The organism is Streptomyces echinoruber (assembly GCF_014651135.1).
In the GTDB taxonomy this organism is placed as follows: Bacteria; Actinomycetota; Actinomycetes; order Streptomycetales; family Streptomycetaceae; genus Streptomyces; species Streptomyces echinoruber.
Map to the genome: position 1 here is coordinate 14,646 of NZ_BMWH01000019.1, position 19,028 is coordinate 33,673.

The 19,028-nt window shown below is 74.4% G+C and carries 15 protein-coding genes; 11 read left to right on the forward strand and 4 right to left on the reverse strand.

From position 1 onward, the window contains the following. The first annotated feature begins 191 nt into the window (after positions 1–191). On the forward strand, positions 192–845 hold the full coding sequence (locus tag IE225_RS21000; protein ID WP_190059135.1) for a Tat pathway signal sequence domain protein: 654 nt from the start codon (positions 192–194) through the stop codon (positions 843–845). 18 nt (positions 846–863) lie between these two features. On the opposite strand, the gene IE225_RS21005 is transcribed toward IE225_RS21000, so the two are convergent. From IE225_RS21005 to IE225_RS21015, 3 genes are all read right to left on the reverse strand, one after another. Continuing rightward, positions 864–1,880: a lytic polysaccharide monooxygenase auxiliary activity family 9 protein gene (locus IE225_RS21005; protein WP_190059136.1), complete on the reverse strand. Its 1,017-nt coding sequence runs from the start codon at positions 1,878–1,880 to the stop codon at positions 864–866. A gap of 222 nt (positions 1,881–2,102) precedes the next feature. After that, positions 2,103–2,963: an SDR family oxidoreductase gene (locus IE225_RS21010; RefSeq protein WP_190059137.1), complete on the reverse strand. Its 861-nt coding sequence runs from the start codon at positions 2,961–2,963 to the stop codon at positions 2,103–2,105. Then, positions 2,960–3,607 carry a ScbR family autoregulator-binding transcription factor gene (locus IE225_RS21015; protein WP_190059138.1) on the reverse strand — a complete coding sequence of 216 codons (648 nt, stop codon included), beginning with the start codon at positions 3,605–3,607 and terminating at the stop codon, positions 2,960–2,962. Before IE225_RS21015 ends, IE225_RS21010 begins: the two co-directional genes overlap by 4 nt. 176 nt (positions 3,608–3,783) lie before the next feature. Here IE225_RS21015 and IE225_RS21020 point away from each other — a divergent pair, with 176 nt between their 5' ends. The 8 genes from IE225_RS21020 to IE225_RS21055 all read left to right on the forward strand — a co-directional run bounded on the left by IE225_RS21020 (position 3,784) and on the right by IE225_RS21055 (position 14,716). Beyond that, a complete protein-coding gene (locus IE225_RS21020) occupies positions 3,784–4,680 on the forward strand; it encodes a ScbA/BarX family gamma-butyrolactone biosynthesis protein (RefSeq protein ID WP_190059139.1) in 897 nt (298 codons plus the stop codon). Between the two features lie 73 nt (positions 4,681–4,753). Continuing rightward, positions 4,754–5,404 carry a ScbR family autoregulator-binding transcription factor gene (locus tag IE225_RS21025; RefSeq protein ID WP_190059140.1) on the forward strand — a complete coding sequence of 217 codons (651 nt, stop codon included), beginning with the start codon at positions 4,754–4,756 and terminating at the stop codon, positions 5,402–5,404. Positions 5,405–5,560: 156 nt separating this feature from the next. After that, on the forward strand, positions 5,561–6,736 hold the full coding sequence (locus IE225_RS21030) for a damage-control phosphatase ARMT1 family protein (RefSeq protein ID WP_190059141.1): 1,176 nt from the start codon (positions 5,561–5,563) through the stop codon (positions 6,734–6,736). Positions 6,737–7,238: 502 nt separating this feature from the next. Further along, positions 7,239–9,476, forward strand: a complete 2,238-nt coding sequence (gene cyc2, locus IE225_RS21035; RefSeq protein WP_229879849.1) for a germacradienol/geosmin synthase Cyc2 — start codon at positions 7,239–7,241, stop codon at positions 9,474–9,476. Positions 9,477–9,529: 53 nt separating this feature from the next. Beyond that, complete coding sequence (gene phsA / locus IE225_RS21040; protein ID WP_229879872.1) at positions 9,530–11,395, forward strand: O-aminophenol oxidase PhsA; 1,866 nt, start codon at positions 9,530–9,532, stop codon at positions 11,393–11,395. A gap of 262 nt (positions 11,396–11,657) precedes the next feature. Further along, the gene (locus IE225_RS21045; protein ID WP_190059143.1) at positions 11,658–12,227 is read left to right on the forward strand and encodes a PDZ domain-containing protein; all 570 of its coding nucleotides are present in this window, start codon (positions 11,658–11,660) and stop codon (positions 12,225–12,227) included. Between the two features lie 299 nt (positions 12,228–12,526). Continuing rightward, the gene (locus IE225_RS21050) at positions 12,527–13,654 is read left to right on the forward strand and encodes an aminopeptidase P family protein (RefSeq protein WP_190059144.1); all 1,128 of its coding nucleotides are present in this window, start codon (positions 12,527–12,529) and stop codon (positions 13,652–13,654) included. Positions 13,655–13,732: 78 nt separating this feature from the next. After that, the gene (locus IE225_RS21055) at positions 13,733–14,716 is read left to right on the forward strand and encodes an aminoglycoside phosphotransferase family protein (RefSeq protein ID WP_190059238.1); all 984 of its coding nucleotides are present in this window, start codon (positions 13,733–13,735) and stop codon (positions 14,714–14,716) included. 60 nt (positions 14,717–14,776) lie between these two features. Here the strand turns inward: IE225_RS21055 and treZ are convergent, their stop codons facing one another. After that, positions 14,777–16,528, reverse strand: a complete 1,752-nt coding sequence (gene treZ / locus IE225_RS21060; protein ID WP_190059145.1) for a malto-oligosyltrehalose trehalohydrolase — start codon at positions 16,526–16,528, stop codon at positions 14,777–14,779. Positions 16,529–16,832: 304 nt separating this feature from the next. Between treZ and IE225_RS21065 the strand changes: the two genes are divergently transcribed. Then, the gene (locus IE225_RS21065; protein WP_190059146.1) at positions 16,833–17,384 is read left to right on the forward strand and encodes an FHA domain-containing protein; all 552 of its coding nucleotides are present in this window, start codon (positions 16,833–16,835) and stop codon (positions 17,382–17,384) included. A 274-nt stretch (positions 17,385–17,658) separates the two neighbouring features. Then, positions 17,659–19,008, forward strand: coding sequence for a M14 family zinc carboxypeptidase (locus IE225_RS21070; RefSeq protein ID WP_190059147.1), 1,350 nt, complete (start codon positions 17,659–17,661; stop codon positions 19,006–19,008). The last annotated feature ends 20 nt before the right edge of the window (positions 19,009–19,028 follow it).

A 19,028-nucleotide genomic window follows, 5' to 3' on the forward strand; every position in this document is an offset into this window, starting at 1 on the left:
CCACGACGTGCGGAGAAGACGTCGTGACCGGTGCCGGCGGACGCCCGACGGCCCACTCCCTTCCGCTCCGCGGAGTCTCCGCTCCGCGGAGCCTCAGCTCCAGCGAGTCCCCGCTCCGTCGAGTCCGACGGGCACCCACCCCACCTCACCCCCACCAACGGCGCACCCCCACCCGAGAAAGAGGCACCCGCATGCGTACGCGCACTCTCCTCACCCTCGCAGCCGCCGTCGCCGCGCTCGCCCTTCCGGCAGCCGGCTCCGCCTACGCCGACGGCGCGGCCGTCCTCACCACGGGCGCCGCCGGCGGCACGCCCGTCGCGGTCGGCGACGTCCTCACCGCGCCCCTGGCGAGCGGCACCAGCGCCACCTTCTACTCCAGCGCGACCGGCACCAGCGGCGTCTCCTGCACCTCGTCGCAGTTCACGGCGACCGTCACCGACAACCCCGCCGCGCCGGGCACCGCCACCGAGTCGCTGACCGGGCACAGCTTCGACAGCGGCTCCTGCACCAGCAACGTCACCGGCGTGCTCGGCGTCAGCGGCATCACGGTGGACAACCTCCCCTACACCACCACCGTCACCTCGGACGGCACCCTGTCCGTGGCCCCGGCCGCGGGCTCCGCCATCCAGTCCACGGTCAAGCTGCGCACCCTGCTCGGCACCATCACCTGCGTCTACCGGGCGTCCGGCCTGTCCGGCACGGCGAACAACGCCGACAACAGCATCACCTTCACCAACCAGCAGTTCACCAAGGCGTCCGGCCCCTCGCTGTGCTTCAACAACGCCTACTTCACGGCCAAGTACGCCCCGGTGACCGACGCGGGTGCCAACGTCTTCGTCAACTGACGGACGCAGGAAGGAGGTTCACCGGCGCCGCAGCCGCAGCACCAGGGCGGTGCCCCCGGTGAGCACCAGCACCGCGGCGGCGCCGCCCACGAGCAGCGGGGCGGAGGGCCCCGGCGCGGCGGCGTCCCCGGACGCCGCCACCGGCGTGCTCGCCGGCCGGGCGGGCGCGGACCGGTCCTGCGCAGCGGCGGTTCCGGCGGCCGGAGAAGCGGCCCGTGCCGCGTGCGACGCGGGGCCGTGCGAACCGGGGTTGCGCGAACCGGGGTTGTGCGAACCGCCGGACGGCGCGGCCGGGGCGGGGCCGCCGGACGGCGCGGCGGTGACGGAGCCGCCGAACCGCTTCGGGAACACCACGTCCGAGCAGGAGTAGTAGGTGTCCGGCGTACTGCTGTTCTGCCACACGGTGAACAGCACATGCCGCCCGGTGCGGTCGGCCGGCAGCGTGGCCCGGATGCGGTAGGCGCCGTCGGTCAGGGGCGGGTCCGTGACCTCGGCGAACGGCCGTGCGGGCAGGTCGGACCAGGTCAGCGGCTTCGCGGGGTCGTAGCCGGGCTTGGTCAGGTAGAGCCGGAAGGTCCCGGTGTGCGGGATGGTCGAGGCGTACGTCATCGTCAGCCTCGCGCCCGGGGAGAGCCGGGTGGCCGGCCAGTCGGTGCGGGCCAGGTCGAGGCCCCGGTAGGCGGAGAGGCCTCCGCTGCACAGGTGCCCGTCGGGAATCACCTGCCGGTCGCGGCCGTTCACGCCCGCCACCCGCAGGTTGTCCCAGGCGGTGAAGGGCGCGCCGTTCGCGGCGACGGCCGCCCGGCAGGCGGCCGTCGCGGCCCGGCTGCCGCCCTCCGGCGAGCAGGCCACCACCCGGCTGACCGGATCGGTCGGGGCACCGTGCGCCCGGGCGGTGCCCGCCGTTCCCACGGTGAGCAGGCCGGACGCCGCGACGGCGGCTCCTGCCGCGGCCAGAGCCCTGCGGATCCTCCCGCTCGTCCATGCCCTCCGGGCCGTCCATGTCCTCCGGGTCGTCCGTACTCTCCGGGTCATCCGTGTCCTGCGGGCCATCCGGGCCATCCGGAACGCCTCCTCGGCCGGCGCGTCGATACTGCTGCGCCCAGCAGTACGCACCGGCGGCCGGGCGCGTTCACGCACCGCCGGGCCGTCGCCCCGCGTCCGACGCCGTCCCCCGCGGACCGGGCTCGCGCCGGACCTGCGCCGGACCTGCGCCGGATCTGGGCCGCGCCGGGGCAGGACAGTGGGCCTGCCCCGTCACCTCCCCCGGAACTGCTCCAGATGGTCCCGCGCCCACTCCCGGTAGCCGCGTGCGGGCCGCCCCAGCAGCCTCTCCACCGTCGGTTCCACCCGCGCCTTCGCCCCGGTGCGCCCGTGTGCGGCGCTCTCCAGCAGGGCCCGGGCCACCGGCTCGGGGTACCGGGCCCGCAGCCCGCGCAGCGCCTGTTCCTCCGTCAGCTCCACGAATTTCAGTGGTCGGCCGAGCAACTCGGCGAGCATGTCGGTCTGTTCGAGGGCCGTGACGGCCACCGGCCCGGTCAGCGGGTACACCCGGCCGGCGTGGGTGTCCGGGGCGGTCAGCGCGCGGACCGCCACGTCCGCGATGTCGCGCGGATCGACGACCGCGTTCGCCGCGTCGCCGTACGGGGCGCGCACCACACCCTCCGCGCGGATCGAGGCCGCCCAGCCGAGGGTGTTGGACATGAAGGCCCGGGGCCGCAGCAGCGTCCACGACAGGCCGGAGGCGCGCAGCAGGCGCTCGTTCTCCCGCTGCCACTCGGTGACCAGGTCGGTGGCCCCGGGATCGGCGACCGCCTGGGCGGACAGCTTCACCACATGGCGGACTCCCGCCGAGCGCGCGGCCGTCAGGAAATTCGCGTCGTGGGTGTGGGTGAGCGGGTCCACGGTGACGAGCAGCGCGGCGCGCACACCGGTGAGAGCCGTGCGCAGACCGGCCGGATCGGCGAGGTCGCCGGCCCGCACCTCGGCGTCCGGCGGCAGGGCGAGGGCGGCGGCGCGGCGCGGATCACGGGTGAGCAGGCGCAGGGGCGCGACCGCGCGGAGGCGTTCGGCCACCAGCCGGCCGACGGTGCCGGTCGCCCCGGTCAGCAGGATCACGACTCGGACAGCTCCAGCGAGGAAAGGACGCGGACGCCGCGGTCGGCCTTGCTGTCCAGGCCGAGCAGCAGACCCGGCACCGCGATGCTGGGCAGGATGTGCGCCCACAGCACCGAGACCCGGTGGGCGAGGTCCTCCCGGTTGGTCAGCGCACGGGACATCAGCTGGATGCCGGCGAACCCGCCGACCAGCAGCTCCACCGTGTCCCGCGGCTCCACCGTGGGCAGCAACTCGCCCTGCTCACGGGCCTGTTCCATGAGCGTCATGAGCCGTTCCGCCCACTGCCGGAACGGTCCGGCGTGATCGACGCCGACCGGTGTCGCCTGATCGACCGTCAGCCGCACGCTGCCCCGCAGCAGAGGGTTGGTCAGCAGCCGTTGCGCGACCACGAAGGTCATGTCGATGATCTCCTGCAGCTTGCAGGGCTGCGGGGGAACGGCGCCGAACGGCACCTGCTCGTCGAGCACCGCCTGGGCCAGGGACTCCTTGGAGGGGAAGTGGAAGTAGAGGGCACCTTTGGTGACTTCGGCTCGTTCGAGCACCATGGAGATGGTCGTGGAGGCGTAGCCGTACTCGTCGAAGACGGCCCCCGCTGCTTCCAGGATCGCCCTGCGCGTCCTGATGGCGCGTTCCTGTTTCGCCATAAGAGCCCTTCCACCGCGCCGACTTGGCCGGTCCGCGATCGTCTGCCGGAACGCCCCGATCATAGAGCGCGGCAGTTTGATCTCATTGAAAACAAACCGGACGCCTCGTACTCTAGCGCTCACTCGGGCGGGCGCATCCCGTCTGCCGTGGCCTTCGGGACTCCGTGGGGAGAGAGATGACTCAACTGCGGCAGCTCGCAGAAACCGCCACCATGACGGCGACCGTTCCCCGTCAACTGGTGCACCGGGCGGCGATCGCCGAAACCTTTCTCACCGGTTGGCGCAGGACCGGCGACGACCGGTTCTGCGTCACGGCGCAGTGGCCGCGCGGCCACGCCTTACACGTGTCGCCGGAGCGGTCCCACTACGAGCCGCTGCTTGTCGTGGAAACGATTCGCCAGGCCGGCACGCTGATCTCGCACACCGAGTACGACGTGCCGCTCGGGCACCACTTCGTGCTCCAGCGCTTCGACGTCGAGACCCGCCCCGAACTCCTGGCCGTGGGCGCGCTGCCGGCCGAACCGGTCGTCGAACTCGCCTTCCCCGACGTGCAGTATCGCGCCGGCCGCCCGGCCGGGGCCCGCTACGAGGCGGAGGTCCTGCTCGGCGGGGAACGCGTCGCGCACGCGTCCCACGTCGCCTACACCTGCGTCGCCGAGCCGGTCTACCGGCGGCTGCGCGGCGGCCGCACCCCGGGCCGGGTCACCGCCGTGCCCACCCCGCCGGGCCTGCCGCCCGCCGCCGTCGGCCGGGTGCTGCCGGAGGACGTCGTGCTGGCCGCCACAACCCGCGCCGATCGCTGGCAGGTGCGAGTAGATACCGCACATCCCGTTTTCTTCGACCATCCCCTGGACCACATACCCGGCATGCTTCTGCTGGAGGCCGCCCGCCAGGCCGCGTGGGCGCGCGGCCGCCGCCCGGTTTCCTTCCACGCTCTCTTCCACCGGTACGCGGAGCTGGACCAGCCCACATGGATCGACCTGACCAGTGAGAACGGCCGCGAGTTGCGCGTGGTCGGGACCCAGGGCGACGCCCCGGTCTTCGAGTGCACGGTAGGGATCTCCGGGAAGTGAGTTATGGTGTACGGGGATTGAAAAACAAACGGCGTGTCCCGTTCTTTTTCCGGCCCCGGGGAGCGACCAGTCGATGCCCAGGCAGTTACGAGCCGAACAGACCCGTGCGACGATCGTCGTCGCCGCCGCCGATCTGTTCGACCGCTATGGGTATGAACGGACCAGCCTGAGCGACATCGTCGAGCACGCCCGTGTCACCAAGGGCGCTCTCTACTTCCACTTCGCGGCCAAGGAGGATCTCGCCCACGCCATCATGGAGTTGCAGGCAAGGGCGGTCCGTCAGGTGACCCGCGCGGCCGAGGAGTGCGGCGGCTCCTCCCTGGAGTCGCTCATGCGCATCACCTTCGGCCTGGCCCGGCTGGCCGTCGAGGGGCCCGTGGCGCGGGCCGGGATGCGGCTGGCCCTGTCGGGTGTGGAGCTGCGGCCCCCGCTGCGGCACCCGTTCACCGAGTGGCGGGAGATCGCCACGCGCAAACTCGTCGGCGCGGTCAAGGAGGCCGACCTCCACCCGGACATCGATGTGGACGCCGCCGCCCACTCCCTGGTCAGCTTCTTCATCGGCACCCGGGTGGCGGTGCGGTCCCTCGATCCCGTGGCCCGGCTCCCGCGCCGCATGGCGGAGATGTGGCACATCCTCATACGGGGCCTGGTGCCGGTCCCGCGCCGCCCGCGCTACCTGGCGCTGGCCAAGCAACTGGAGCGGGAGGCCATGGCCGCGGTGTGAGACCGGCACACGGGGTGAGGCCGACGCGCGGGGTGAAGTCGGTGCGCGGGATGAGACCGGCGTACGGGGATGAGGCGCGGCGCGGGCCGTACGGGCGCGGCGGCGCCCCCCCCCGCCCGGCCGGTGCCGTACCGGACGCGCGGTACGGTGAGCCGCATGCCCGAGACCCCCTCCGCGCCCGTGCTCCTCGCCGACCGGCCCGGCTCGTTCCCGCACGGCGTGCTGGCCGAACGGCACCCGGCGATCATCCGGCAGGTGCGGGAGGCGTTCCCCTACGGACCCGACCGGCGGCGGGCCCTGGACGCGCTGCTGGAAAGCTGCACCGAGGGCGTGATCGAGCCGCTGCCCGCCGACGCCCCCGACCGCGGGCGCTGGCTCGCGTGGGGACTGGCCGAGTACGCGGGCCGGTCCTGGTTCGAGGTGCCGTGGCTGTGGTCCGAGAGCTACTTCTACCGCCGCCTCCTCGACGCCGTCGGCCACTTCGGACCGGGGCCCTGGCAGGGCGTCGACCCGTTCCGCCCGGTCAAGCTCGCCGAGCTCGACGCGTCCGAGACGGACGAGGAACTCGCCGCGCTGGACGCGCTGGAGGACCGCCCCGCCGAGGAACGCGCGCAGGCCCTGCTGCACGGCTCGCTGTGGGGCAACCGCGCCGACCTCGGCTTCCGGCTGTCCGCCGGCGGCGATCCGGCGGACCCCGCCCCCGGCCTGGTCGCCGACGACAGCGCGCTGCTGTGGAAGCTGCTGCCGCCCTCCGGCGGCGGCACCCTGGCCCTGGTCGCCGACAACGCCGGCCGCGAACTCGTCCCCGACCTGCTGCTGGTCTCCCACCTCCTCGCCCACGGGCACGCCGAGCGGGCCGTGCTGTACGTCAAGCCGTACCCGTACTACGTCTCCGACGCCACCACCGCCGACGTGGTGGACGCCCTGCGCCGGCTCGTCCGGGCACCCGGGGCCGCCCGGGCCCACGGCCGGCGCCTGTGGGCCGCGGCGACCGACGGCCGCCTGTCGATCCGCACCCACCCCTTCTTCTGCGCGCCGCTGCCCTACGCGCGGATGCCCGACGACCTGCGCGCCGAGTTCGCCGCGGCCACGCTGACCGTGCTCAAGGGCGACCTCAACTACCGCCGCCTGGTGGACGACCGGCTGTGGCCGCCGACGACGCCGTTCGCGGACCTCACCGCCCACTTCCCCGGCCCGGTCGCCGCACTGCGCACCCTGAAGTCCGACGTGGTCTGCGGCCTCGACCCCGCCACGGTGGAGCGGCTGACCGCCGCCGAGCAGCAGCGCTGGCGCACCAGCGGCACCCACGCGCTCATCCACGTCCGGCGCTGACACGCGCCGCCGCCGACGGGCCGGCGAGGCGCGCACCGGCGGTGCCGGGCGACGGCCCGGGACAAGGTGGCCGCTCCCGCGCCGGCGAGGCGCGCATCGCTCCCCAAGAGGGGAGCCGGTGGCCGGTCGGCCCGGCCGCGGCGCGGCCGGTGCGCGGGACCGGGCACTCGGTCCAGGCGCACGCCCTGCCGCACCGGCCGGCGGTCCGGCGCCGGCCCCGCCCTGGCGGCGCGCCGCCTTTGCACCCCGGCACCGGTGGGCGGCGGCCGTATCAGGTGGCGCGGCCGTCGGCAGGAAGGCGGGAACGGCACGGCGGGAGAAGGCGGTTGGCTGGTGCATGGGGGCCTCCGGAGCGGAACGGGACACGGCGGAACGGTCTGCGTGTGCAGGGATGAACGCCGCAAGGGCCGCGGGTTCTCCCGGTTCGCCGTCGGTTCACGCGATGGTGTGGTCACGTCCGGGCCCGCGGATGGCACGCGGAGCCCGCGGGTAGGGCCCGGCCATGACGCAGCCCTTCGAACTGCCGCACTTCTACATGCCGTATCCCGCGCGGCTGAACCCGCACCTGGACGAGGCCCGCGCGCACTCGACGCGCTGGGCGCGCGAGATGGGCATGCTGGAGGGCTCCGGGGTCTGGGAGCAGACCGACCTGGAGGCGCACGACTACGGCCTGCTGTGCGCCCACACCCACCCGGACTGCGACGCCGAGGCCCTCTGCCTGATCACCGACTGGTACGTGTGGGTCTTCTTCTTCGACGACCACTTCCTGGAGAAGTACAAGCGCACCCAGGACCGCGCCGCCGGCAAGGCCCACCTGGACCGGCTGCCGCTGTTCATGCCGCCGGACCCGGCGACCCCCGTGCCCGAGCCCGGGAACCCGGTCGAGGCGGGCCTGGCCGACCTGTGGGCGCGCACGGTGCCGGCCATGTCGGCCGACTGGCGCCGCCGGTTCGCGGTCGCCACCGAGCACCTGCTCAACGAGTCCCTCTGGGAGCTGTCCAACATCAACGAGGGGCGCGTCGCCAACCCGGTCGAGTACATCGAGATGCGCCGCAAGGTCGGCGGCGCCCCCTGGTCGGCGGGTCTGGTGGAGTACGCCACCGCCGAGGTGCCGGCCGCCGTCGCCGGCACCCGGCCGCTCAGGGTGCTGACGGAGACGTTCTCCGACGCCGTGCACCTGCGCAACGACCTGTTCTCCTACCAGCGGGAGGTGGAGGAGGAGGGTGAACTCAGCAACGGCGTACTGGTGCTGGAGAAGTTCTTCGGCTGCACCGCCCAGGAGGCCGCCGACCTCCTCAACGACGTGCTGACCTCCCGCATGCAGCAGTTCGAGCACACCGCGCTCACCGAAGTGCCCGCGCTGGCCGTGGACCAGGGGCTGACCCCCGGCCAGGTCGCCGCGGTGGCCGCGTACACCAAGGGCCTGCAGGACTGGCAGTCCGGTGGCCACGCCTGGCACCTGCGCTCCAGCCGCTACATGAACGGCAACGCCCGCGCCTCGTCCCCCTGGCGGCCGCCCACCGGGCCCGGCACCTCCGCCGCCGACGTCCGCACGCTCCTGGCCGCCGCGGGCGCCGGGAGACTGCGCGCGCACACGCACGTGCCCTACCGGAAGGTCGGCCCGTCCCTCCTGCCCGACTTCCACATGCCTTTCCAGGTGCGGCTCAGCCCGCACCTGGAGGGCGCCCGGCGCCGCCTGTCCGACTGGTCCCACCGCATGGGCCTGCTGCGGGAGGGCGTCTGGGACGAGGACAAGCTCGCCGCCTTCGACCTGCCGCTGTGCGCCGCGGGCCTCGATCCGGACGCGACCCCGGAGGAGCTCGACCTCGCCTCCCGGTGGCTCGCCTGGGGCACCTACGGCGACGACTACTACCCCCTGGTCTTCGGCCACCGCCGCGACCTGGCCGCCGCGCGCCTGACCACGGCGCGCCTCTCGGCGTGCATGCCGCTGGACGGCGGGACGCCCCCGCCGCCGGCCAACGGCATGGAGCGCGCCCTGATCGACCTGTGGACGTGCACCACGGCCGGCATGACCGCCGAGCAGCGCCGGCCGCTCAGGGCGGCCGTGGACACCATGACCGAGGCTTGGGTGTGGGAGCTGTTCAACCAGCTCCAGCACCGCATCCCCGACCCGGTGGACTACCTGGAGATGCGGCGCGCCACCTTCGGCTCCGACCTGACCCTGAGCCTGTGCCGCGCCGGCCACGGCCCGGCCGTTCCGCCCGAGGTCTACCGCAGCGGCCCCGTGCGCTCCCTGGAGAACGCGGCCGTCGACTACGCGTGCCTGCTCAACGACGTCTTCTCCTACCAGAAGGAGATCGAGTACGAGGGGGAGATCCACAACGCGATCCTCGTCGTGCAGAACTTCTTCGGCGTCGACTACCCGGCGGCCCTCGCCGTCGTGCACGACCTGATGACCCGGCGTATGCACCAGTTCGAGCACGTCGTCGCGCACGAACTGCCGGTCGTGTACGACGACTTCGGGCTGTCGGAGGAGGCCCGCGCGATCATGCGGGGCTATGTGGACGACCTGCGCAACTGGCTGGCCGGGATCCTCAACTGGCACCGGAACGTGGACCGGTACAAGGCCGAGTACCTCGCACGCCGGGCCCACGGCTTCCTGCCGGACCGGCCTCCGGCCCTGCCGATCGACCGAACCGGGGCGTCCGCACCGTTGTGCGAAACAAGCCGCGGAATGCGGCATTCCGGGAACTTTGCCGGTGCGTCGGGAGTCCTTTGATGTGAGAGCACGGCAATCCGGAAGACTCACGGGGGAGTTCCACGTTGACCGACATCATCGACCGGGCCGCCGACGCCGGGACGCAGCAGCGGAAATCGACCGAGGGGGAGCTGAGGCCGTACGTCGCACCGCTGCCCGTCCCGCCCGTCCTGCGCCCCGCGTCCGACGACGTCCTGCACGAGACCGAGATCGCCCTGCGCCCCACCTGGGTGCGCCTGCACCCCCAGCTGCCGCCGACCCTGATGTGGGGCTACGACGGCCGGGTGCCGGGCCCGACCATCGAGGTGCGCCGCGGGCAGCGCGTCCGCATCGCCTGGACCAACCGCATCCCCAGGGAGAGCGAGCACCCGGTCACCTCCGTCGAGGTGCCCGCCCGCGACCGCAGCCTGCCGCCCGCCACCACCGAGCCCGGCCGGGGCGGCGCCGAGCCGAACAAGGACGTGGCCGCCCTGCCCGCCTGGTCGGTGACCCACCTGCACGGCGCCCAGACCGGCGGCGGCAACGACGGCTGGGCGGACAACGCGGTGGGCTCCGGCGACGCCCAGCTGTCGGAGTACCCCAACGACCACCAGGCGGTTCAGTGGTGGTACCACGACCACGCCATGAACATCACGCGGTGGAACGTGATGGCGGGCCTGTACGGCACCTACCTCGTCCGCGACGACGAGGAGGACGCCCTGCGCCTCCCCTCCGGGGAGCGGGAGATCCCGCTGCTGCTGGCCGACCGCAACCTGGACACCGACGAGGACGGGCGCCTCAACGGCCGGCTGCTGCACAAGACCGTGATCGTCCAGAATCCCAACCCGGAGACCGGCCGCCCGGTCACCCTGCCCTTCACCGGGCCCTACACCACGGTCAACGGCCGCATCTGGCCGTACGCGGAGGTGGACGACGCCTGGTACCGCTTCCGCCTGGTCAACGCCTCCAACGCCCGCATCTACGACCTGGTCCTGCTCGACGAGGACGACAACCCGGTCCCGGGCATCGTCCACCAGATCGGCAGCGACGGCGGGCTGCTGCCGCGCCCGGTGCCGATCGACTTCGACGCCGTCATGCCGACGCTCACCGCGGCCCCGGCCGAGCGCTTCGACCTGCTCGTCGACTTCCGCGGTCTGGCCGGCCGCCGGCTCCGCCTGGTCAACAAGGGGCGGGGAGCGGAGCCGGGCGTCCCCGACCCGGTCAACGACGTGCGCTACCCGGCGGTCATGGAGTTCCGCGTCCGGGAGTCCTGCACGGCGGACACTTTCGAACTGCCCGAGGTGCTCTCCGGCTCCTTCCGCCGCCTTACGCACGACACGCCGCACGGCCACCGCCTGATCGTGCTGACCCCGCCCGCCACCAAGGGCGCCGGCGGCCACCCCGAGATATGGGAGATGACCGAGGTCGGCGACCCCGGCGGGCTGCACCTGCCGGCCGACGGCGTCATCCAGGTCACCGGCCCGGACGGCACGACCAAGACGTACCGGCGCACGGCACGGACGTTCAACGACGGCCTCGGCTTCACCATCGCCGAGGGCAGCCACGAACAGTGGAGCTTCCTCAACCTGGCACCCATCGTCCACCCCATGCACATCCACCTGGCCGACTTCCAGATACTCGGCCGGGACGCCTACGACGTCTCCGGCTTCGACCCGGCGGTGGGCGGCACCCGCACCCCGATCGCCTTCGACGCGGGCACGCGGATACCGCCGGCACCCAACGAGGGCGGCCTGAAGGACGTGTTCCGGGTGCCCGGGAGCCAGATGCTGCGCGTCATGGGCCGGTTCGACGGCGCCTACGGGCGGTTCATGTACCACTGCCACCTGCTGGAGCACGAGGACATGGGCATGATGCGGCCCTTCGTCGTCATGCCGCCCGAGGCCCTGAAGTTCGACCACGGGGGCGGCCACGGGGAGCACGGGGAGGGCCACACGGGCTGACACGGGCCGCACAGGGCTGACACGGGCCGCACGGCGGCGCTCCCGCCGCTCCGGGGCGGCGGGAGCGGGATCCAGGGGCCACCGGCAGCGGAGGCCGATCAGCCCCAGTCGGTCCCGGCCGGTTCCGGTCAGCCCCAGTCGGTCCCGGCCGGTTCCGGTCAGCCCCGTCGGGCCCGGCCGGTCCCGTGAGGCCGGGCAGTCTCACTCTTTCGTGGCTCGTCGCGGGCCGGTGCGCAGGGTAGGCACCCGCCGGGGGTGAACCATGGATCAGACTGCGTTGCGGCCCAGGCCGCTGCCGGGCCGGGGGCCGGGCGGCGGCACGCGCGGCTCCGCCCGGCGCCCGCACGCCGCGCACCGGCGCGGCCGGCGCCTCGGCACCCTGCTGTTCGCACTGTCGGTCGGCACCGCCCTGGTGCTGACCGGGGTGGGGCTGGGCACGATGGGCGCCGCGGTGATCGGCACGAGCCGGGTGGCCCAACTCCAGCGAGAGACGGGCCGGCACCCCGGCCCGCCCCCCTCGGCCCCGGCAAGCCCCGCCACGCCCCCGCCCGGCCCCGCGGGGTTCCCCGCCGCCGGCCTCGGCGTGGAAGTGGCGGACACCGGGAGACCCGGGGCCCTGGTCGTCGGTGTCCACGTGCCCGGACCGGGCTGCACCGCCGGGCTGGTCCGCGGCGACCTCCTGCTCGCGTTCGGCGGCACCCGCATCGACCGCGCCGCCGACCGCGCCGCGGCCGTCGCCCGCACCCGCCCCGGCACCCGGGTCACCCTGACCGTGCGGCACGCGACCGGCGGCTACCAGCAGCTCACGGCCGTGGCGTCCGTCCTGACCTGAGCCCGCCCGCCACGCTCCGCACGGTCTCCGGCGTGTCCGACTCGCACCCGTGTGCCGCGCGGCCTCCCGCGGCAGCCCGGAAACCGCTGGTCGTACGCCGCCGCACCGGCCGCGAGGGCCCGCCGCGTGCGGGTGCCGGGACGGCGCCGGTGCGGAAGATCCGGTGACCGGCTCGCGCCGGCCTGTGCATGGGGGCAGGATGCTGCCCGTAGTTCCCTCATCGGTGGTCCCCTCACCGGCACACGGATCACTGGCACATGGATCACTGGCACACGGATCACTGGCACACGGAGGCCCGGATGACCGGCACGACGCCCGCGTTGTTCACCGTCGACGACTACCGGGCCCGGATGGAGCGCGCCGTACGGGCGGCCGCGGACGCCGGGCTGGCCGGGCTGCTGGTGGCGCCGGGCCCGGACCTGGTGTGGCTGACCGGCTACGAGCCGCCCGCGGCCACCGAACGGCTGACCCTGCTGGTCCTGACCGCCGGGCACGACCCCGTCCTCGTCGTCCCCGCGCTGGAGGCACCCGACGCCGCGGCGGCCCCGGGCGCGCCCGCGCTGGACCTGCGGGACTGGACCGACGGCAAGGACCCCTACGCGCTCACCGCGGCCCTGCTGGAGGACCGTGCCGGCTACGGCATCAGCGACAACGCCTGGGCGCTGCACCTGCTGGCGCTGCAGAGGAAGCTGCCGGACGCCTCCTTCGCCTCCCTCACCGACGCCCTGCCGATGCTGCGCGCCGTCAAGGACGAGGCGGAACTGAAGCTCCTGGCGGCCGCGGGTGCCGCCGCCGACGCGACGTTCGAGGAGATCCGCAAGGTCCCCTTCGGCGGGCGCCGCGAGGCCGACGTCGCCGCCGACCTCGCCGACCTGCTGCGCCGCTTCGGGCACTCCCGGGTCGACTTCACGATCGTCGCGGCCGGCCCCAACGGCGCCAACCCGCACCACGAGGCCGGCGACCGCGTCATCGAGCGCGGCGACATGGTCGTCCTCGACTTCGGCGGCCTGAAGCAGGGCTACGGCTCCGACACCACCCGCACCGTGCACGTCGGCGAGCCCACCGGGGAGGAGCGGCGCGTGCACGCGGTCGTGCGCGAAGCCCAGGAGGCGGGCTTCCGGGCGGTGCGGCCCGGCGTCGCCTGCCAGGACGTCGACCGCGCCGCCCGTGCGGTCATCGCGGACGCCGGGTACGGCGAGTACTTCATCCACCGCACCGGCCACGGCATCGGCGTCACCACCCACGAGCCGCCCTACGTCGTGGAGGGCGAGGAACAGCCCCTGGTGCCCGGGATGTGCTTCTCCGTGGAGCCCGGGATCTACCTGCCCGGCCGCTTCGGCGTGCGCATCGAGGACATCGTCACCGTGACCGGGGACGGTGGCCGGCGCCTCAACGACACCACCAGGGAACTGGTCGTGGTGGACTGACCCGGCGCGGCCCACCGCCCCGCCCCGCCCCGTCCCGAGTCCCGACATCCCCCGTACCCGAACGACGACGGCATGACGATGACCCAGGCACCGACACCCACGGCGGACACCGTCCGCCAACTGGTCAGCTCCCTGGCGCGGGACGGCCTCCACAAGGCCGTGAGCGGCCGGGGCGGCCGCGGCCGCACGGACACCGAGGCCGCCCCGGAAGTGCGGCCCGTGGCCGTGGGCGGCGGGCACTCCACCTGGTGGGTCGGTGCCCGCCACGTGCTGCGCCTGGCGCCCGACCGGGAGGCGGCGCTGCGACAGCGCCGTGAACTGCGGCTGCGCGACCTGGTCCGCCCCCACCTGCGCGTCGCCGTCCCCCGGAGCGTCGCGCACGGCGAGTGGGCGCCGGGACTGACGTACACGCTGGACACCCGGATCCCGGGCGGCACGGCCGCCGAGCACGAGGTCTCCGCCGTCGGCGAGGACGACCTGGCGGGCCTGCTCGCCGGGCTGCGCGAGGTGCCCGCCCGCCAGGCGGAGGCGCTCGGTGTGCCCCGCCTCGCCCCGCGCCCCCTGGAGGCGCTGCGGCAGACCGCCGTACGCGCCGCCGAACACCTGGCCGCCGCCGACGAGTTCGACCCGGCGCGCCTGAGGCAGCTCACCCCGTCGGCCACCGCCCAGCTCGCCGCGCAGCCCGGTGCCGCCGTCCTGGTCCACCACGCCCTGACCGCCGAGCACCTCGTGGTGAGCGCCGACGGGCGGGTGCGCGGCGTCCTGGACTGGACCGGCGCGGTCCTCGGCGACCCGGCCGAGGACATCGCCGGACTGGCCCTGGCCGTCGGCGCGCCCGCCGCCGTACGCGCCGCCACCCTCGCCGGCTACGGCGCCCGCCCCTGCCTGCGCGGCCTGTGGCTCGCCCGCTGCGACACCGTCGTCCGCCTCGCCGGCCGCCTCCGGGGCCGCGGCGACACGCCCCCGCCGCTGCTGCGCGACCACCTGCGCAACGCCTGGGAGCCGATCCTCCTGGAGAGGGTGACGGATCTCGGGGGCGCCGGCCCGGACGACGAACCGTAGGCGACGCGGCCGGCGGGGACACGCCCCCTCACCCCGTCCGGCCGGCGCCCGGGCCGCCGGTCACGGCTGCAGCAGTACCACGCTCGTCTCCCCGGGCAGGTGCAGCATCCCGTCCGCCCCCGGCGCCCGCACCGGCTCCCAGGCGGCCAGCACCTCGGCCCGGCGGGCGCCCAGCGGAATCGCGGCGGGCTCCTTGCCGAGGTTGACGGCGACACACACGTCCCCGCGCCGGAAGGCGAGCCAGCGGGCCTGCTCGTCGTAGGCCACCCTGGTGTCGGACAGGTCGGGGTCGGTCAGGTCGGGCTGCTCGTGGCGCAGGGCGATCAGCCGGCGGTACCAGGCGAGCATGCGCGCGTGGGGCTCCCGCTCCGGCTCGGACCAGTCGAGGCAGGAGCGGTCGCGGGTCGCCGGGTCCTGCGGGTCCGGCACGTCCTCCTCGGCCCAGCCGTGCGCGGTGAACTCCCGCCGCCGGCCCTGCCGCACCGCCTCCGCCAGCTCCGGGTCGGTGTGGTCGGTGAAGAACTGCCACGGCGTGCCCGCCGCCCATTCCTCCCCCATGAACAGCATCGGCGTGAACGGCGCGGTCAGCGTCAGCGTGGCCGCGCAGGCCAGCAGGCCCGGCGCGCCGGACAGGAGCGCCGCGAGGCGGTCGCCGACGGCGCGGTTGCCGACCTGGTCGTGGGTCTGGCTGTAGCCGAGCAGCCGGTATCCGGGCACCCGGGTGCGGTCCAGCGGGCGGCCGTGGCGGCGGCCCCGGAAGCTGGAGTAGGTGCCGTCGTGGAAGTAGCCGCCCTTGAGGGTCTTGGCGAGGGCGGCCAGCGGGGCGCGCGCGAAGTCGGCGTAGTAGCCCTGGGACTCGCCGGTCAGCGCGGTGTGCAGGGCGTGGTGGAAGTCGTCGTTCCACTGGGCGTGCAGACCCAGGCCGTGCTCCTCGCGCGGGCTGATGAGGCGCGGGTCGTTCAGGTCCGACTCGGCGATCAGGAACAGCGGCCGCTCCACCTCGGCGGCGAGCGCGTCCACGGCCGCCGACAGCTCCTCCAGGAAGTGGCACGCGCGCGTGTCCCACAGCGCGTGCACCGCGTCCAGGCGCAGCCCGTCCAGCCGGTAGTCGCGCAGCCACGCCAGCGCGCTGCCGATCAGGTAGGCGCGCACCTCGTCCGAGCCGGGCGCGTCCAGGTTGACGGCGGCGCCCCAGGGGGTGTGGTGGGTGTCGGTGAAGTACGGGCCGAACATCGGCAGGTAGTTTCCGGACGGGCCGAGGTGGTTGTGCACCACGTCCAGCACCACGCCCAGGCCCAGCTCGTGCGCCCGGTCGACGAAGCGCTTCAGCGCCTCCGGTCCGCCGTACGGTTCGTGCACCGCCCACAGCGAGACGCCCTCGTACCCCCAGCCGTGCCGGCCGGGGAAGGGGCACAGCGGCATCAGCTCGACGTGGGTCACGCCCAGCGCGGCCAGGTGATCCAGGCGCGCGGCGGCCGCGTCCAGGGTGCCCTCGGGGGTGTACGTGCCCACGTGCAGCTCGTACAGGACGGCGCCGCGCAGCGGGCGGCCCGCCCACTCGGTGCGCCAGGCGTACCGGCCGTGGTCGACGACGGCGCTCAGGCCGTCCGGCCCGTCCGGCTGACGGCGGGAGCGCGGGTCGGGCAGGACGGGGCCGCCGTCCAGCGCGAACCCGTAGCGGGAGCCGTCCTGCGCCTCCGCCTCGCCCGTCCACCACCCCTCGCGCTCCGTGTCGCGCTCCAACGCGCGCGTGGTGCCGTCGCAATGGAGCGTCACGCGGCCGGCCTGCGGTGCCCACACCTCGAACTGCACGGACGGTTCCCCTTCGTCTGCTCACCGTGATCTAGCCCCGTCCATGGTGCTTCAAACGTGATCCGGTCGCTGCCGGATGAGCTGCCGGATGCGTTTTCGATGAACTGCCGGGTGAATTGCCGGATGAGCTGTCGGATGAGCTGTCGGATGCGCCGTCGGTGAGCCGCCGGGTGCGCCGCCGGGCGCCCTGCCGGATCCCCGCCCGGTTTCTTCCCCGCGGCGCACGGCACCGGCTGTACGCGCGCGTGGCCGGTGTTCCCGGGTTTTCTGGACACCCGCCGTCCGCTGACCGACAATCACCTGCGTGACGTCGTCCTTCGAGTTCCACACCTACCCCGCGCGGCTGTCGGACGCGGAGCGCGACAAGGCGCTGAGGGTGCTGCGGGACGGCGTGGCGGCGGGACGGCTGTCCCATGACACGTTCATCCGCCGCATGGAGCTGGCGCTGGCGGCCCGCCGCGCGGACGAGCTCGCCGCGCTCACCGCCGACCTGCGCACCGAGGGCCGCCTGGCACGCGCGGTGTTCGGCGCCGTGGAGGCGGTCTCCGGCTTCACCGTACGGCTGCGCCGCGCCTGGCAGGCCGAACGGCTGCCCAAGCTGCTGCTGCCCCACCCGGACACCGGCCACCCGCTGCGCATAGGCCGCGACCCCGCCAACGGGCTCAGGCTGACCCACGAGACCGTCTCGCGGGTGCACGCCGAACTGAGCCGCCGCGGCGGCGTGTGGATCCTGCGCGATCTGGGCTCGACCAACGGCACCACCGTCAACGGGCGGCGCGTGGTCGGCGCGACCGTGGTGCGCGAGGGCGACCAGGTGGCCTTCGGGCAGGTGGCCTTCCGGCTCGCCTCCGGCTGAACGGCGGCCGCACGCGCCGTCTGAGCGGCGGCCGCACGCGGGGCGGGGATGACGTAGGCGGGACGGGGAGACGGGCGCGGACCGGGGACGACGCAGCCCGCCCTCACCTCTGGCCTGGGCCTTACCCAGTGAGATGGGTGAAGTGCCTTTCCATCCAACGGTGTTGACGTACCACCGAAGTCGTGACTGACTGTCGTAGACCGTGCACATAAGGTGAAGCTACGGCTCCGGATCGTGGAGGTGTGTCCTGCCGCCACTCCTCCGCTACCCGTCCGTGGACGAGCTGGGCGCCCGGGCGGCCGCGCTCGTCGCCCGCCACCCCGGCCGGGCCCGGCTGCGCCGGATCGGCACCTCCCGCGCGGGCACCCCGCTGTGGCTGCTGTCCGTCGGGCACGGCGGCCGCCAGGCCCTCGTCGTCGCCGGACCGCACGCCAACGAGCCCGTGGGCGGCGTGACCGCGCTGTGCCTGGCCGAACGGGTCCTGGCCGACCCGTCCCTCGGCGACGGCGCCGACACCACCTGGAACCTGCTGCTGTGCCTCGACCCCGACGGCTCGCGCCGCAACGAGGGCTGGCTCGGCGGCCCGTACACCCTCGGCCGCTACTTCCGGAACTTCTTCCGGCCCGGCTTCCTGGAGCAGCCCGAGTGGCTGCCCGACGGCGCGGAGGCCGCCGCGCTGCCCGAGACCCGCGCCCTGCTCGCCCTCCAGGACGAACTGCGGCCCTTCCTCCAGTGCTCCCTGCACGGCGTGGACGTCGGCGGCGGCTTCGTGGAGCTCACCCGCGACCTGCCGGGCCTGCCCGAACGCCTCGCGCACACCGCGGCCCTCCTCGGCATCCCGCGCGAACTGGGCGCCTACGACGCGCTGTACTGGCCGGGCCTGGGACCGGCCGTGTACCGGATACCGCCGCCGCACCGGGGCGACCTGGCCGCCGCCATCACCGAGGCCGCGGTGGAGTCGACGTGGGTCCACCCGCAGCGGCACGGCACCGTCACCGCCGTCGTCGAGGCGCCCATGTGGGGCGTGGCGGCCGTGGAGGACGGCTCGGCGCCCGCGGACCGGGACGACCGGGACGCCGCGTTGCGCGCCGTCAGCCGCGCCCTGCGCCACGACATGGGGCTGCTGGAGCACCTCCTGGCCGGTCTCCGGCCGCATCTGGCCGCCACGGCCGACACCGCCCGCCTCCTCGCGCCCGTCGGCGACTACCTGTTGGTCTGCCCCGGCCTCGCCGACGCCTGGGACCCCGGCACCGCGCGCGGCTCCGGACGGTCGCTGCCACCGCTGAGCAGCGGGCACCTCGCCGCGCTGCGCATCGCCGGACGGCGGCTGGCGCTGCGCACGGCCGGGCTGCTGCACCAGCTCGCGCGTGGCGCCGGCCACGACCCGGCCGGCGCCCTGCCCGACCTGGAGCGGCTCATCGACCTGTGGTGCGCCGACTACCGCGACGGCTGCCGGGCGCGCTGGATCCCGGTGGCGCGGCAGGCCGAGTACCAGGCGCGCGTGGTGCTCGCCGCGTTCGAACTCGCCGTACGGCACGCGCCCGCGCGCCCCGGTCCGAGTGCGTCCCGTTCGGGTGAGCCGGACTGGAGAGCCCGGGCCGCCGTGCCGATGCACCAGGAGTGACACACACCAGGAACACCAGA

Coding starts and splice junctions, on each gene's coding strand:
- IE225_RS21055 (WP_190059238.1), top strand. CDS start 13,733: ATGACCCAGGCACCGACACCCACGGCGGACACCGTCCGCCAACTGGTC.
- cyc2 (WP_229879849.1), top strand. CDS start 7,239: ATGACGCAGCCCTTCGAACTGCCGCACTTCTACATGCCGTATCCCGCG.
- IE225_RS21050 (WP_190059144.1), top strand. CDS start 12,527: ATGACCGGCACGACGCCCGCGTTGTTCACCGTCGACGACTACCGGGCC.
- IE225_RS21005 (WP_190059136.1), bottom strand. CDS start 1,880: ATGACCCGGAGAGTACGGACGACCCGGAGGACATGGACGGCCCGGAGG.
- IE225_RS21020 (WP_190059139.1), top strand. CDS start 3,784: ATGACTCAACTGCGGCAGCTCGCAGAAACCGCCACCATGACGGCGACC.
- IE225_RS21045 (WP_190059143.1), top strand. CDS start 11,658: ATGGATCAGACTGCGTTGCGGCCCAGGCCGCTGCCGGGCCGGGGGCCG.
- IE225_RS21015 (WP_190059138.1), bottom strand. CDS start 3,607: ATGGCGAAACAGGAACGCGCCATCAGGACGCGCAGGGCGATCCTGGAA.
- IE225_RS21025 (WP_190059140.1), top strand. CDS start 4,754: ATGCCCAGGCAGTTACGAGCCGAACAGACCCGTGCGACGATCGTCGTC.
- IE225_RS21030 (WP_190059141.1), top strand. CDS start 5,561: ATGCCCGAGACCCCCTCCGCGCCCGTGCTCCTCGCCGACCGGCCCGGC.
- IE225_RS21000 (WP_190059135.1), top strand. CDS start 192: ATGCGTACGCGCACTCTCCTCACCCTCGCAGCCGCCGTCGCCGCGCTC.